The organism is Luteibacter sp. W1I16, assembly GCF_050434905.1.
Classification (GTDB): domain Bacteria; phylum Pseudomonadota; class Gammaproteobacteria; order Xanthomonadales; family Rhodanobacteraceae; genus Luteibacter.
Genome location: NZ_JBNDJJ010000001.1, coordinates 3,445,018 through 3,460,141, shown reverse-complemented (window position 1 = coordinate 3,460,141; position 15,124 = coordinate 3,445,018). Strand labels below are relative to the sequence as shown.

Below are 15,124 nucleotides of genomic sequence, written 5' to 3'. Positions count from 1 at the left end.
GAGTACGTCCCGAACTAAAGCGTGTAGATGTTGTTCAACATTTTCTGGCGATCACCGCTGAAATCCTTGTGCGTGTAGTAGCGCAAGTAATCGCTGGCATCGACGGGGCGCCAGGTCGGTGAGTAGCTGTTCGTCCCCAACCGATACCGGCAGAACGTCGCGACCTTGCTGTAGTCGTTGAACACCTTCTTGAGGGCAGGAAGATCAGCCATCTGGCGGTCGCCGACCACGCCGCGCATGATCTTCTCGACCAGGCGCGACCGGGCGGCCTCGGACGTCAGCGCCACCACCTTTGCCAGGTCCGGATTCATCTGTGTTCCGCCGCTGGCGCCCCGTGCCAGCGCGTGCTTGAAATCATCGCGCCCGGCCTTTCCGGCCAGGTCTTTTTCCTTGTAGTTGTAGTCGGTGAGCACGATGCGCGGGCCATTTCCGTGGCTGTACGCGAACAACTCGAAATTCGGCGTGCGATAGAAGTACGAGTGGCCCAATCCATCGTCGTCGACATACGAAACGTCGATCTCCGACCGGAGCGGAACGTTCGCGAAATTGGCCTGCCGGAATGCGACGAGGAAGCGCGAGTAGGCCTCGGGCGTCAATGTCAGCGATATCGTCATATCAGTGCGCCCCGTCTTCGAAGCGGTAAGTGAAGCCGCCGTCCGCGACGCCTATCTCCACGCGCTGCACGGCTTCACCCCGTATCGTTCGTTCGAGGAAGGCACGGCTGATGTCGGGAAGCATCGTGTTGGTCAGGATCGCGTCGATCATGCGGCCACCGGATTCGCCTTCGGTGCAGCGCGAGACCACCCTGCCGACCACCTCGTCGTCATATGCGAAGGGAACGCGGTAACGCGACTGGACGCGGTGCTTGATGCGGTCCAGTTGCAGGCGGACGATGCGTTCCAGCATGGACTCGCTCAATGGGTAATAGGGAATGGCGACGAGGCGCCCGAGCAGGGCCGGCGGGAAGACATCGAGCAGTGGCGCCCGCAGCGCGCTCGCCATGTCGTCCGGGTCCGGCACGCCGCCGTCGCGCCCGCACAGGCGGGCGATCGTTTCGGTACCGACGTTGCTGGTCAGGATGATCAGGGTGTTGCGGAAGTCGATGGTCCGCCCTTCCCCGTCTTCCATCACGCCCTTGTCGAAGACCTGGAAGAAGATCTCGTGCACGTCGGGGTGGGCCTTCTCCACCTCGTCGAGCAACACGACCGAGTACGGCTTGCGGCGCACGGCTTCGGTGAGCACGCCGCCCTCGCCATAGCCCACGTAACCCGGAGGCGCGCCCTTCAGCGTGGAGACCGTGTGGGCTTCCTGGAACTCGCTCATGTTGATGGTGATGAGGTTGTGCTCGCCGCCGTACAGGGTCTCGGCCAGTGCCAGGGCCGTCTCCGTCTTGCCTACGCCCGAGGTGCCTGCGAGCAGGAAGACGCCGATGGGTTTGTCGGGATTGTCGAGGCCGGCGCGGGACGTCTGGATGCGCCGGGCGATCGCTTCCATCGCATGGTCCTGGCCGATGACTCTGCGTGCCATGAGGCTGCCCAGGTTCATCACCGTTTCGAGTTCGCTGCGCAACATGCGGCCTACCGGAATGCCGGTCCAGTCGGCGATCACCGTGGCCACGGCCTGCTGATCCACGCTGGGCAGGATCAACGGCGTCTCGCCTTGCCGTTCGGCCAGGCTCGCTTGCAGGAGACGAAGTTCGTCCAGCGCGGCCGCCCGGCCGGCTTCGTCGAGTGCGCCTTCCTCACCCAGCCGGGCACGCAAGGCGAGCACCTGACCGACGAGTTGCTTCTCCTCCGCCCAACCCGCTTCGAGCGCATCCAGGCGCACGCGCTCGTCGGACAGCTTCGCGGTGACGGCGGCCTCGCGTTCGGCCACGTCGATGCCCACGGTCTTTTCGCGCGCGATGATCGCCAACTCAGTCTCGAGCGCATGGATGCGCTTGCGGCTGTCGTCCACCGCCGCGGGAATGGCGTGCTGGCTCACGGCCACCCGGGCGCACGCCGTATCCAGAAGGCTTACGGCCTTATCGGGTAATTGTCGTGCTGGGATGTAGCGGTGCGAAAGCTTCACGGCCGCCTCGATCGCCTCGTCGAGCACCTGCACGCCGTGGTGCGCCTCCATCACGCCCGCCACCGTGCGCAACATGAGTACGCCGCGCGCTTCGTCCGGCTCACCGACGTGCACCGTCTGGAAGCGGCGGGTCAGCGCGGGGTCCTTTTCGATGTGCTTCTTGTATTCGACCCAGGTGGTGGCGCCGATCGTGCGCAAGTTGCCGCGGGCGAGCGCGGGCTTCAACAGGTTGGCGGCGTCGCCGGTGCCCGCCGCACCACCCGCGCCGACCAGGGTGTGTGCTTCATCGATGAACAGGATGACGGGTCGTTCGGAGGCGTTCACCTCGTCGATCACCTGGCGCAGCCGGCTTTCGAATTCACCCTTCATGCTCGCGCCGGCTTGCAGGAGGCCGACATCGAGCACGCGCAATTCCACCTCGCGAAGCGCGGGTGGCACGTCGCCTTCGGCGATGCGTCGGGCGAAACCTTCGACGACGGCCGTCTTGCCGACGCCGGCTTCACCGACCAGCATGGGATTGTTCTGCCGCCGGCGCATGAGGATGTCGACGACCTGGCGGATCTCCTCGTCGCGACCGACCACGGGATCGATCTTGCCGGCACGCGCCTGATCGGTGAGATCGACCGTGTACCGCTGCAAGCCTTCCCGTTTGCCGAGCGCGGCCGGGGCGGGTTCGCTGGTGTCGCCGCGTGGCCGCCCATCGATGCGGAAACCATCGTTGGCACCGAGGCGGTCCTCCGGCGAGCCGGCGACGATGCGCGGCAGGTCGTCGAGAAGGGCCTCGGCGCGTAGCTTGTCGAACTCGGGTGAGATCCCGGTCAACACATGCCTCAGGCGGCGCGTTCTCGCGATGGCGGCGATCAGGTATCCCGTGCGCACCTGCGCTTCGCCGAAGCGCAAGGTCGCATAGACCCAGGCGCGCTCGACGGCTTCCTCGATATCCGCCGACAGGTCGCTCACCGACGAGGCGCCGCCGGGCAGGCGCTCGAGCGTATCGGTGATGTCGCGGGCGAGACGCGACGGGTCGATGCCCGCATGGCGGACGATGCGGTGCAGATCCGAGTCCGCCAGACCGAGAATCTGCTGCAACCAGTGCACGAGTTCCACCTCACGGTGGCCACGCAGACGGCACGCCACGGTGGCGCCTTCGATCGCCTTGTAGGCGATGGCGTTGAGCTTGCCGAACAGGGCGGCACGGCTGATGTCGGTCACGACGGCATCCTTAGGCGATTCGATAGGGAGAGGGGTTGCAGCACGAGGTCGTCGGCGTCGCCGGGGCCGGGGAAGCGGCCCATCCAGGACGACAGGCCGAGCCGTCCCGAGCGGCCCATGTGCGTGAGCGGCACCTCGTCGCGGCGTAGGATCACCTGGAGGTCCCAGTCCTTCTCGTCGCCCGCGTAGAAGCGGACCGCGGCGACGAGTTCACGCAGCGCCTCGCCGCCCGGCTGGAAGCGGCGGTAGTCGGACAGGCTTACCGGGCCGATGCGAAGACGGAACCGGTGTTGCGCATCGCGCACGGCCGTACCCAGCACCGTCGCGGTGCCCAGCGTCGCCATGCCGCCGCCCATGCGCAGACGCCCGTCCTCCGGGAGGACGAGCCATGCCACCGCGAATTCCTCGATCCGCACGGGCACGGCGAAGAACGCGGCGAGGAAGGCGACGAGGCCTTCGGCATTCCTCGCCTGGGACAGGACGCGTCCCGCCATGTACCGGCGGAAGCGGTCGGGTAGCGCATCGCGGTTAGCCAGTGCGGGACTGTCGATGCCGGCCAATGCACCGAGGAAGTGCGCGAAGGCGTCCTCAGCGGGGCGGTCCATCTGCACGGTGGGTTGTGCGTCGGCCCAGGCGCGGTAGAAAAGACTCAGCATTCGGTGGTGGAACACGTCCGCGAATGCCGTGAACGTGCGGTCCCGCGCCGTGCGCTCGCGTTCGAGCACGTATTCGGTGAGGTGCAACGGCAAACCGCCATTCGGCCCCCATAACCCGAGCATCAGGCTATGAACTCGCGGCGTCTCGCCTTCCGTGTCCACGCTATCGATGCTGTGCGGGGGAAAGGCGAGCGAGGGCGCGTGCGCCAGACGCACGGGATCGTCCGCCGGCCGGACCGAACGGCCAAGCCTGGGGCGATCGTCATACACGCACTCGATACGGCGCAACGCGTCGAACCAGTCGAAGGAACCCGGTTCGGCGCGTATCGCTTCGAGCAGCGTCACAGGATCGGGCGCGTGCCGGATCGAGCCGTCCACCGGGCCACCTCGTTGCGTTCCAGGGTATGCAGTACGGTTTCGGTGAACGAGTTCAGCGAGACGTACCGCGAGAAGAAGTGCTGCATGACGGAGCCGAACAGGAAGGTGCCGGTGCCTTCGAAGGCGCGTTCCTCACAGGTGAGCCGGATCTCCAGGCCACGTCCGTACGTGACCGGACCGGCGATCGGCAGGCGGCGGACGATCGGCGCGGAGCGCACGTCACGCACGCCCTCGACGAGGCGGCGCGAGGCCGCATCGTTCTCGTCGCTGTAGAGCGAAAGCATTTCACGCAGCGCCACCGCCCCCTGCTCGTGCTCCAGCAGGGAGAGGTAGTTGAGCTGCAGGTGGCTGATGAGCTTCCACGCCGCCTGCCCTTCGGCGATCGCGGGCCTTGGACGCGTGGGCCCCGCAAGGCAGCGCACGCTGCGCACGGGGGCGTCGGTGTCGAGCAGGAAATCCGTACGTCCCTTCCCCACCGGCATGTGCAGCGGCAGATCACGGTTGCTGCAAAGCAGCCGCATGCCGACCTGGCGCAGGCTGCTGGCATACGGTGCCTCGCGCCCGTCGACCAGGGACAAGAACACTTCGCCGCCCGTGTAGCTCGACCTCGGGCCGTCGCGCCGTTGCCGCGTGGAGGCGAGACGCGGCTCGCGGCGCAACGTGTAGAACGCGGCCGCGGGATCGTGCCACGTTCGTTCCTGCCCGCCATAGAAGGGATGGAAGTTCTGCTCCGGCTCCTGGCTGTCGCCGAAACCCTGGACGTCGTCGACCTCGACGACCTCGAAATCCATGGGACGGGCCCGGTCGGCCAGCACGTGGTATTCGGCCGCGCCATCGCGAAGATGGATGCGATCGGCGCGGCGTGGGAACAGGTTGATCGCCGGTGTGCAGAACAGGCGCAGGTAAGAGGCGTCGACGGCGTTGTCCAGGCGCGGCACCGAGCGGTCCAGCCAGACCACGATATCGAACTCCCCCGCCGACGACTGTTGCAACACACGGCGCAGGCCGGTGAACGCCGCGAACTGGAAGCGTTGCGGGCAGGCGAAGTATTCCTGCAGCAAGCGGTAGCCGCTGAACGAGCGATCGGAGACCGGCAGCAAGGCTTCGTCTTCCGCGAAGCCGCGCGCCTCGATGCGTGCCTGCTCGACGAAGCGGTTCGTATCGGCGGCGATGACCGAGAAGCCCAGGCCATTGCCCAGGACCTGCTCATAGAGAAGCCCGGGCAAGTCCCCGCCACCAGCGAAGAACAGGGGCAGTTCGTCGAACGACAGCGCGTCGAGCCGCGCGCCCGCACCGAGCTGGAAGCGCAGGCGCAAGGCCGCGCGGGGCGACGTGCCCGCGGACGGTGACAACCCCGCGGCCGCGATCGCGGCGGGGCTCGCCAGGTAACGCGCTTCGCGAAGCTCCAGCGGCAGCAAGGTGACGGCATGGGCGGTGCGGTATTCGCAGGCGGTCCGTTCGCCGAAACCGATCTGGCTGCGCAACGCGCTGCCACGCGGCACGAGGTGTCCATCCACCGGCAGGCTCTCCGCACCGTCGGGCGTCATCTCCACCACGGTCATGGAGGGGACAGGTGCGAGATAGTGCGGGTAAAGCATGCGCAGCAGGTGCTGGGTGAACGCGGGATGTTGCGCATCCAGCTTCATCTGCACGCGCGCGGCCATGAACGCGAACCCCTCCAGCAGGCGCTCGACATAGGGGTCCGCGCACTCCATGCCCTCCATGCCAAGGCGGCCGGCGATCTTCGGATAGGCGCTCGCGAACTCCGCGCCCGTCTCGCGGACGTGCTGGAGTTCCTGGCTGTAGTAGCGAAGCAGTCTGGGATCCATGATGCTCAGCCGAGACCGTCGAAAACGCTGAAGCGTGCGGTTTCCAGGTCGACCTCGGTCTTCAGGTAGAGATTCAGGGGCAACGGTTGCGCCCACATCGTCGATTCGATCCGGAAGGACAGCGTCAGGCGGTCCATCCGCGTCGTGTCCGCCTGCACGTCGACATGCAGCGTGGCCGGGTCGAGCCGTGGTTCGAAGGCGACGATCGCCGCGCGCAGGCGCTGGCCCAGCGATTCGATGTCCATGCCCGCGATGGCCGCACCAGTGAGATCGGGGACGCCGTAGTCGAGGACGGAGTCCTCCACGTACGGCAGCCCCGCCAGGTCTTCTTGCGACCAGTGCCGCGTGCAGTTGAACAACCAGCCGAGGTCGCGCACGACGTACTCGCGCAGGCGCGCCGCGGTCATGACGCGCTTTTCGCGGCTTTCCTCCGTCACGTGCGGTTCGTCATCGCGAAGGCGGTCCAGCAACGAAGGCTGGAGCCGCTCCTGGGTGGTCAGCTCGGCCATGGGTGGATCAGGCCTGGCCCTTCACCTGCTGCATGTCATAGGTGAAGTCCTTGGTGCCGCCTTCCGCTTTGCCCTTGTCGTTCTGCGGCTGGAACGAGTACTTGAACTTGCCGAAATGCAGGGTGATGTTCTCGGTGAGGCGCTCGTCGCCGCCGCTGCCACCCGTCGACACGGAGGTGACCATCACGCCTTCGCTCAACTCGATGGTGAGGAAGTCGGTCTGCTCACCCGTGGCGTTGGTGACATACAGTGTGGCGCTGTCCACGCGCGCACCCGTGCAGCAGGCGTTGAGCAACGCATTGGAACAGGAGTCGACGAATTTCGTGATCGTGATGTCCTGCACGTTGGCCTTGCCGCCCGAGGCGTAGCCGGCGCCGGTGTGCAGGTTTCCGGAATTGCTCGCACCCCACGCCCAGGCGATGATCGGGACCTGGCCCTTGTGCTTGGCGTGGTTGGACGCGCCCTCGATCGAGACCTGACCGGGGCCGAACTTGATGTGCATGTCGTATGCCATGGAACGCTTTCCTCAAAGGAGTGTGGAATCAGGCGGCCTTGCCGGAAGGCAGGCGGGCGACCAGACGCAGCGAGACGGTCAGGCCTTCCAGCTGGTAATGCGGCTTGAGGTAGAACTTCGAGGTGTAGTAACCCGGGTTGCCCTCCACCTCCTCCACGACCACCTGGGCCGCGGCGAGCGGCTTGCGCGCCTTGGTTTCCTCGCTGGAGTTCACGGGGTCGCCGTCGACGTAGTTGAGGATCCAGCTGGTGAGCCAGTTCTCCATCTGCTCGCGCGTGCTGAACGATCCGATCTTGTCCCGCACGATGCACTTCAGGTAATGGGCGAAGCGCGAGCAGGCGAACATGTAGGGAAGACGCGCACTGAGCGCGGCGTTGGCCGTGGCGTCCGGATCGTCGTATTCCTCGGGCCGGGCGAGCGACTGCGCACCGATGAAGGCGGCCATGTCGGAGTTCTTCCGGTGCACCACCGGCATCAGGCCCATCTTGTCGAGTTCGGCCGAACGGCGGTCGGTGATGGCGATTTCGGTCGGGCACTTCATGTCCACGCCACCGTCGTCGGTCGGGAAGACATGCGCCGGCAGGTTGTCGATGATGCCGCCCGACTCGACGCCGCGGATGCGCGTGCACCAGCCGTACTGCTTGAACGAACGGTTGATGTTCACGCCCATCGCATAGGCGGCGTTCTGCCAGGTGTACTTCGAGGAATCGGCGCCGCCGGTATCTTCCTCGAAGTCGAAGTCCTCCACCGGATCGGTCTTCGCGCCGTAAGGCAGGCGGGCGAGCGTGCGCGGCATGGTGAGGGCCACGTATTTCGCGTCCTCGCTGTCACGCAGCGAGCGCCATGCGGCGTAATCGGGCGTGGTGTAGATCTTCGCGAGGTCACGCGGGTTGGCGAGTTCGTTCCAGCCGTCCATGCCGAGAAGGCCCGGGGCGGCGGCGGCGATGAACGGCGCATGCGAAGCGGCGGCGACCTGTGACATGCCGCGAAGCAGTTCGACGTCCTGCGGACTGTGGTCGAAGTAGTAATCGCCGATGAGACAGCCATAGGGTTCACCACCCAGTTGGCCGTATTCCTCTTCATAGATCTTCTTGAAGACGGGGCTCTGGTCCCACGCCGTGCCCTTGTACCGCTTCAGCGTGCGGCCCAGCTCGTTCTTCGACAGGTTGATCACGCGGATCTTCAGCTGCGTATCGGACTCGGTGTTCGTCACGAGGTGATGCAGGCCACGCCAGGTGCCTTCCAGTTTCTGGAATTCCGGGTGGTGCAGGATCAGGTTGATCTGCTCACTGAGCTTGCGGTCGATCTCGGCGATATAGGCGTTGATCGTCTGGGTAACGTCGTCGGAGACCATGTCGGCGTGGTCGAGCACCTGCTCGGCCAGCGTACGCACGGCGGATTCCACCTCGGCCCGGGCGCGCTCGCTCTTCGGACGGAACTCCTTGTTGAGCAGGGCCGCGAAGTCGTTGCCTTCGACGGTGTCGGCGAGCACCTCGGCTGCCTGGGTCTGTTGCGTGGCCATGGCTCAGCCCTCCTGCGAATCGGTGGGGTGGCGCGCAGCCGCCAGGGCCGCCAGCAAGGCGGGGTCTTGTATGGCCTGGGCGATCAGCTTTTCCGCCCCGGCCTTGCCGTCCAGGTAGGTGCCGAGGTTGGCCAACTGGGTGCGAGCCTCGAGCAGCTTAGCCAGGGGCTCCACGTTTCGCGCGATCGCCGCAGGCGAAAAATCGTCGAGGTGGGCGAAGGTCAACTCGACATTCAGGCTGTTCTCGCCCGTCAGCGTGTTGGGCACGCCGATGGCGAGCGACGGCCGGGCCGATTCCAGGCGCTCGTTGAAGTTGTCCGCGTCGATCTCCAGCGCCTTGCGCTCTTCCACCGGAGGCAGGTCGCCGGCGCTCGCCCCGGAGAGGTCGGCCATCACGCCCATCACGAAGGGGATGCTGACTTTCTTCTGCGCCCCGTAGAGCTCGACGTCGTACTCGATCTGGACCCGTGGCGCGCGATTACGGGCGATGAACTTCTGGCTGCTCTGCTTGGCCATCGTTTTTTCCTACGGCTGCAATAGATGCAATGAATCGGCCTGACAGTTTTATTTCACACTGTCAATCGAGCGGCCATTGTCGGCCAGTGCCGCAGGGAGCTGAAATCGTTCGTGGGTATATGAGGCATAAGGAGATGTGATGCCTCACGACGCAACTTTCCGGCGCCGGATCGCCACGGCACCACGCAGCAACGCATTGCCGCGTCACATGCCGACCGGCATCATGCCCGCCATGGCATCTGTCTCGATCCTCCCTGAAGTCGCACCCGCCCCCGTCTCGGGCGGCATGGTCGTCAACTGCGTGGCCTACCGGAACAACGGGCAGCGCATTGGCGACATCACCATCGAAGCCATCAGCGACGTGCTGAAGGAGCCGGACACCTTCGTGTGGGTCGGCCTGCACGAGCCCGACGAAGCATTGCTGCTGAAACTGCAGGAGGAATTCGACCTGCACGACCTGGCCATCGAAGATGCCCAGCACGCGCACCAGCGCACCAAGATCGAGGCTTATGGCGACTCGCTATTCATCGTGGCGCAAACGGCGCAGCTGGTCGGCGGCAACATCGCCTTCGGTGAAACGCAGATCTTCGTCGGGCAGCGTTATTTCGTGACGGTGCGCCATGGCGCGTCGTTGTCGTATGCGCCGGCTCGGCGTAGTTGCGAGCAATCGCCGGAACTGCTGGCCATGGGTCCGAGCTATGCGCTGTACGCCGTGCTCGACTTCATCGTCGATAACTTCTTGCCCATCGTCCGGGATTTCCGGGAAGAACTGCACGAGCTCGAAAACGATATTTTCGCCGAAACGCTGAACCGCCAGACCATCAAGCGCCTCTACGACATGCAGCGTGAACTGATGACCCTGCGCCTGGCGGTCGTGCCGCTGCAGGACCTCGTGGCGCAGCTGGTTCGTTTGCATCCGCATTTGATCCATGACGAGTTGCGGGCTTATTTCCGCGATATCTACGACCATGTGTTTCGCGTCAACGAATCGATTTCGGCGATGCGCGAGATGCTTGGGGCGGCGATCAGCGTGAACCTGGCGCTTGTCACCTTCGGGCAGAATGAGGTGATGAAGAAGCTGGCCGGGTGGGCGGCGATGTTGGCTGCGCCTACGTTGATTACGAGCTGGTATGGGATGAATTTCGCACACATGCCGGAGTTGGATAAGCCTTGGGCTTATCCGGCGATCACGTGTTTGGTGGCTTGTATTGTGGGTGGGATATTTATTGCTTTGAAGCGGAATCGTTGGTTTTGACCGGTTTAGCCACTAGCGACCCTAACAGCCTAAGCATCGACTAGGACTACAAATGCTTGAACATTTAGGAATGCTGTCCTGGCTTGGCTGGTCTATCGCATCGGCGTAGCTACCGCGGACAGCGGCCATCCCATGGTCGCCCCGAGTCAAAGAGGGTACTAGATACTTCTGACTCGAAACTTGTCATATGGTCAAAGCCAGCTCCTGCAAAAACTGCGTCGTAAGCGACAGTACGTATAGTCAGATGTCCGGAACAAACGGATGCCGAAAGCTAATGGCCCCTTGTCAGATTTCCCTTACAGACATTCTCCAACGAGGGAGATTATGCTCCGCATAATCAATGACCGTCGCTTTGTCGATGGCGAATCAGGGGAAAGTCATGACATCCGCATTTTTCAACGGCGAGTCGACACGCCGTTCGATTTTCATGGCACGAAGGTCAGTGTTAATTCTGATTGCTGCATGGATGCTCCTCTGGGGACATGAGGCAGTGGCAAGCAGCCAATGGTGCTCATCACCGCCGCCAAATGACTACCAGAGCGTGGCGGCTTGGTGTACCCAGGAACAAGCCAAAACGATGAGCGAGCCTAACCCCGAATATCTGGTAAAGGCTTGTCATGCCACCGTAAACCCGTATGCCCAAGTAGGTTCAAACGGCACCTTCTCTTTTACGTGGGCTCAATGGGGCGGCCTTCACAGCATGGTCAAGGATTGGCAATGTGAGGGTACTCCTGCACCCTCACCGGCCAAGCCGTCAGGCCCGCCGCCCTGCGGAACCTGCGTGGGCGACCCCATTCACGCGGGCACCGGCAACGTATTTGTTAGAGAGGAAGATTTTCACTTGAGCAAAGCGCTCCATTTTCAGCGCTTTTATAACAGCAATACCGCAACCGCAGGCCTTCGGATGGGCCCGCGCTGGACTTATACATATGCGCGGCGAATACGTTACACACCTGCATCTGGAGCGACCGCGCCTTTAGCCGTGGCGGTACGCGATGAAGGACAGGAATGGACGTACCAATACAACGGTGGGATTTGGGGCGGCGAGGCAGACGTCTCGGACCAACTGAACTCTATCCACGACGACAACGGCGCCATCACCGGATGGACGTTACGCAGGGTCCCCGACCACGCGACAGAAGTGTATGGTGCCGACGGTGCACTCATTCGTGTCGATGATTTCAGCGGATCGAGTACGATCCTCAGTTACGAGGTATTACCGACGGACCCGAACACCGGCCGGAGACTTTCGATCGTCACAGATCAGCAGGGACGTACCATTCGATTCCAGTATGACAATTTGAATCGCATCTCGTCCGTGACGACCGCAGACGGGTTAGGCTATCAGTACAGATACGGCGCAACCGGTTACCTGGCATCCATGTCTACCCCAGACGGTTCGACACGTGCCTTTCTTTATAACGAAGCCGCACACCTTGCTGCGCCACAGAATTACCCGCTACTGACCGGCATTCTGGACGAACTATCACAGCGATACGCCACATACGACTACGACGCGGCTGGTCGGGGCATATCCACACGTCTCGGTGATGGTGCGAACCGTCACGACTTAACTTTTAATGATGATGGAACAACCACCGTCATCGATCCACTCGGAGGAGTTTCAAACCGCTCCTTCTGGCATGTCAGCGGCAGTGTCTACGCCAATACTCTGAGCGCTCCATGCGAAGACTGTGGTCCGATCAGAAGCCGAACTTACGATCTCCTTGGTGACCTCGTGCAAACGACGGACTTCAATGGCGTTGTAACGACATATACCTACGACATCAATCATCTCCCCACTCAGATGATCGAGGCGTCGGGAACAAGTGACCAAAGGGATACCCAGACCACCTGGAATGATTTCTATCAGCCTGTTGAAAGACGCGTCTATAGCGGCGCCTCATATGTCTTGTTCACGCGAACGCTGTGGTTATACAACAGTAGGGGGCAACCCACTGCACAGTGTGACGTCGATTGGCGCAAAGCACCAGGATACGTATGCACGAGCAGCACCGACGCACATGCGGGTGTTCGTAAACGCCTCAATACATACTGTGAGGTAGTCGACACCGTAATCTGCCCCATTGTTGGGCTTGTGCTAACTACCGATGGTCCCCGAACGGACGTCCAAGACGTCACCTCTTACAACTATTACATAGATAATGATGAAAGCAACTGTACGTCCGTAGGGGGAGTCTGCCATCGCTTAGGTGACCTCAAGTCCACGACGGACAGTGCTGGGTTGGTCACAACCTATATCTCGTACGACAAGGCTGGGCGCCCCACCCGCGTTCGGAATCCGAACGGGACCCTGACCGACTACACCTACACACCGCGCGGCTGGCTTGCAACGAAGATCGTTCGCGCCGATACATCCGGAATTCCTTCGTCAGCCGATGCCGTCACGACCATCGTTTACGACCCGACCGGCACCGTGCATTCGGTCCGGGACCCTGATGGTGTCACCACGACCTACACCTACGATGCCGCTCACCGCCTCACCGATATCACCGACGCTAACGGAGCGCGGATCCACTACACCCTCGACGCCGCCGGCAATCGCACCAACGAGCAAGTATTGACATCGACTGGAACGGTCACGCGCTCCCTCGGTCGAACCTTCAATCCCCTGGGACAACTCACCGCCCTGGCGGACGGCCTGAATCGAACGGTATTTGCCGCGGGCTTCGCCGACAGCTACGACGGCAACGGCAATCTGGTGCACAGTCAGGATGGTCTGTCTGTCCAGCAGAAGCAGTCCTACGACGGCCTCAACCGCCTCGTGAGCACCATCCGCGACTATCAGAGCACCAACAGCGCCACCGCTAACACGCAGTCAGTGACCAGCTTCGATGCCCTGGATCGGGTTACCGGATTCAGCGACCCCGACGGTCTTAACACCACCTACGATATCGATGTCTTTGGCAACATTACGGGCCTGCACAGCCCGGATACCGGGACGACCACGAAAACGTATGATGTGGCCGGCAACCTGATAAGCACTGTGGATGCCAACCAAGTAACGACTGCCTTCACCTATGACGCTTTAGGGCGCCCCACAGGAACGACCTATCCAGATACGACCCTCAACGTCGCCTATCACTACGACGAATCGGATTCCGTCACAGGGTGCACAGGAGGCTTCAGTAAAGGCCATCTGACCCGCGTGGTCGAAAGCAATGGCGGAATCGTGTACTGCTACGACGGCCACGGCAACGTGATCAAGAAGCAGCAGACCGTAGGATCGGTGACTACGACGACCAGCTACGCGTGGACCCTCGGTGATCGGCTTAAGTCCATCACGACAGCCAATGGCACCGTTGTCGCTTACTCGCGTGATGCCAATGGACGCATCATCACAGTGACCGCCACGCCGCTCGGCGGTGCGACGACGACCATTGCGTCGAACGTCGCTTATCAGCCCTTTGGGCCCATCGCGTCGTACACGCTAGGTAACGGTCAGACTGTAACCCGCACCTATGACGCCAATGGTCAACTCACGGACATTGCCAGCGCGGCGTTCTCGCTGCATCTGGGTCGCGATGCCATGGGCAACGTGGCCGCCCTGGGCGATTCAGTGGGTGCGTCACCAGCATCGGAAACCTATAGGTACGACTCGCTGTACCGCCTGACTGGAGTAAACGGCTCAAGCGGGAGCTCGATCGAAGCTTATACGTACAACAAGACGGGGGATCGCCTGTCCAAGGCCGCGCCAGGTCTGCTGACAGGGGCCTATAGCTACCAGCCGGGCACGCATCGACTGGTAGCCGTAGGCACCACGACGCGGCAGGTTGATGCACGAGGCAATACGACCGCGAATGTTCTGCCAAGTGGGACGTTTGGGTATGGCTACAACCAGCGCAATCGACTCGCGGTCGTCCAGAAAGACGGGGTTACCGTCGGAAGCTATGTGCTCAATGCGCTGGGACAACGTGTACAGAAGACAGTCGGGAGCACGTCTACTCGGTTCGATTACGATGAAGCGAGTCAGCTGCTGTCAGAAGTCGTCGATGGAACTGCGCGAGACTATGTATGGCTGGACGACCTTCCTATCGGGATCATTGATCGCAGTGGGTCTACCTTGGCTATCAGGTTCATTCACGCAGACGACTTAGGCTCGCCGCGTGTCGTGACCGACAACATCGGTGCAGTGCAATGGAAGTGGGCCTATGCTAACAATCCCTTCGGCGAAAGAGCGCCAGCATCGACCCCGGGATACATACTAAATTTGCGGTTTCCAGGCCAGTACTTTGATGCGGAGTCTGGACTGAACTACAACATCCATCGTAACTACGAAGCAGTATCGGGGCGTTACATTCAGAGCGACCCCATCGGACTCGACGGCGATGTAAGTACTTACGCGTACGTAGGTGGTAACCCATTACGCTATATTGACCCGACAGGGCTCTGCCCTATCGATAACGAACCTACTGGCGAGAAAAAGATTTCTGGCCCGAAGTGGTGTCCGATGCCTTTCCCACCTAATAAGCCACTTGAGCCTCTTCCTGGTGCTAGCAATCCCAGCGTAGGATGCCAAGCGGCGTTTATGGAAAAGATGAAGGCTTGCGTCCAGAAGTGCCCAGGACCCACCGTAGCGATGTGCGAAGAAGCATGGCGAATTAAGTTGGATAACTGCGCAATTGAGGCCAATGGAGGTTGA

The 15,124-nt window shown here is 62.3% G+C and carries 10 protein-coding genes; 2 read left to right on the top strand and 8 right to left on the bottom strand.

From position 1 onward, the window contains the following. Window positions 1-14: 14 nt before the first annotated feature. The 8 genes from QFZ41_RS15255 to tssB are packed head-to-tail and all read right to left on the bottom strand — an operon-like array spanning window position 15 to window position 9,206. Window positions 15-614 carry a hypothetical protein gene (locus QFZ41_RS15255; protein WP_429199530.1) on the bottom strand — a complete coding sequence of 200 codons (600 nt, stop codon included), beginning with the start codon at window positions 612-614 and terminating at the stop codon, window positions 15-17. A gap of 1 nt (window position 615) precedes the next feature. After that, window positions 616-3,282 carry a type VI secretion system ATPase TssH gene (gene tssH / locus QFZ41_RS15250; protein ID WP_429199529.1) on the bottom strand — a complete coding sequence of 889 codons (2,667 nt, stop codon included), beginning with the start codon at window positions 3,280-3,282 and terminating at the stop codon, window positions 616-618. Then, window positions 3,279-4,316, bottom strand: coding sequence for a type VI secretion system baseplate subunit TssG (gene tssG, locus QFZ41_RS15245; protein ID WP_429199528.1), 1,038 nt, complete (start codon window positions 4,314-4,316; stop codon window positions 3,279-3,281). Before tssG ends, tssH begins: the two co-directional genes overlap by 4 nt. Beyond that, window positions 4,280-6,145 carry a type VI secretion system baseplate subunit TssF gene (gene tssF, locus QFZ41_RS15240; protein WP_429199527.1) on the bottom strand — a complete coding sequence of 622 codons (1,866 nt, stop codon included), beginning with the start codon at window positions 6,143-6,145 and terminating at the stop codon, window positions 4,280-4,282. Before tssF ends, tssG begins: the two co-directional genes overlap by 37 nt. 5 nt (window positions 6,146-6,150) lie before the next feature. Further along, a complete protein-coding gene (gene tssE, locus QFZ41_RS15235; protein WP_429199526.1) occupies window positions 6,151-6,654 on the bottom strand; it encodes a type VI secretion system baseplate subunit TssE in 504 nt (167 codons plus the stop codon). Between the two features lie 7 nt (window positions 6,655-6,661). Continuing rightward, window positions 6,662-7,168 (bottom strand): Hcp family type VI secretion system effector, encoded by a 507-nt coding sequence (locus tag QFZ41_RS15230; protein WP_429199525.1) that lies wholly within the window; start codon window positions 7,166-7,168, stop codon window positions 6,662-6,664. A 28-nt stretch (window positions 7,169-7,196) separates the two neighbouring features. After that, window positions 7,197-8,690 (bottom strand): type VI secretion system contractile sheath large subunit, encoded by a 1,494-nt coding sequence (tssC, locus tag QFZ41_RS15225; RefSeq protein ID WP_429199524.1) that lies wholly within the window; start codon window positions 8,688-8,690, stop codon window positions 7,197-7,199. 3 nt (window positions 8,691-8,693) lie between these two features. Next, complete coding sequence (tssB, locus tag QFZ41_RS15220) at window positions 8,694-9,206, bottom strand: type VI secretion system contractile sheath small subunit (protein WP_429199523.1); 513 nt, start codon at window positions 9,204-9,206, stop codon at window positions 8,694-8,696. Between the two features lie 232 nt (window positions 9,207-9,438). On the opposite strand from tssB, the gene QFZ41_RS15215 reads away from it, so the two are divergent. Together QFZ41_RS15215 and QFZ41_RS15210 are read left to right on the top strand one after the other, a co-directional pair. Beyond that, on the top strand, window positions 9,439-10,461 hold the full coding sequence (locus QFZ41_RS15215; RefSeq protein ID WP_429200255.1) for a magnesium and cobalt transport protein CorA: 1,023 nt from the start codon (window positions 9,439-9,441) through the stop codon (window positions 10,459-10,461). A gap of 379 nt (window positions 10,462-10,840) precedes the next feature. Then, window positions 10,841-15,124, top strand: a complete 4,284-nt coding sequence (locus tag QFZ41_RS15210; protein ID WP_429199522.1) for an RHS repeat-associated core domain-containing protein — start codon at window positions 10,841-10,843, stop codon at window positions 15,122-15,124.

Coding starts and splice junctions, on each gene's coding strand:
- QFZ41_RS15230 (WP_429199525.1), bottom strand. CDS start 7,168: ATGGCATACGACATGCACATCAAGTTCGGCCCCGGTCAGGTCTCGATC.
- QFZ41_RS15210 (WP_429199522.1), top strand. CDS start 10,841: ATGACATCCGCATTTTTCAACGGCGAGTCGACACGCCGTTCGATTTTC.
- tssF (WP_429199527.1), bottom strand. CDS start 6,145: ATGGATCCCAGACTGCTTCGCTACTACAGCCAGGAACTCCAGCACGTC.
- QFZ41_RS15215 (WP_429200255.1), top strand. CDS start 9,439: ATGGCATCTGTCTCGATCCTCCCTGAAGTCGCACCCGCCCCCGTCTCG.
- QFZ41_RS15255 (WP_429199530.1), bottom strand. CDS start 614: ATGACGATATCGCTGACATTGACGCCCGAGGCCTACTCGCGCTTCCTC.
- tssC (WP_429199524.1), bottom strand. CDS start 8,690: ATGGCCACGCAACAGACCCAGGCAGCCGAGGTGCTCGCCGACACCGTC.
- tssB (WP_429199523.1), bottom strand. CDS start 9,206: ATGGCCAAGCAGAGCAGCCAGAAGTTCATCGCCCGTAATCGCGCGCCA.
- tssE (WP_429199526.1), bottom strand. CDS start 6,654: ATGGCCGAGCTGACCACCCAGGAGCGGCTCCAGCCTTCGTTGCTGGAC.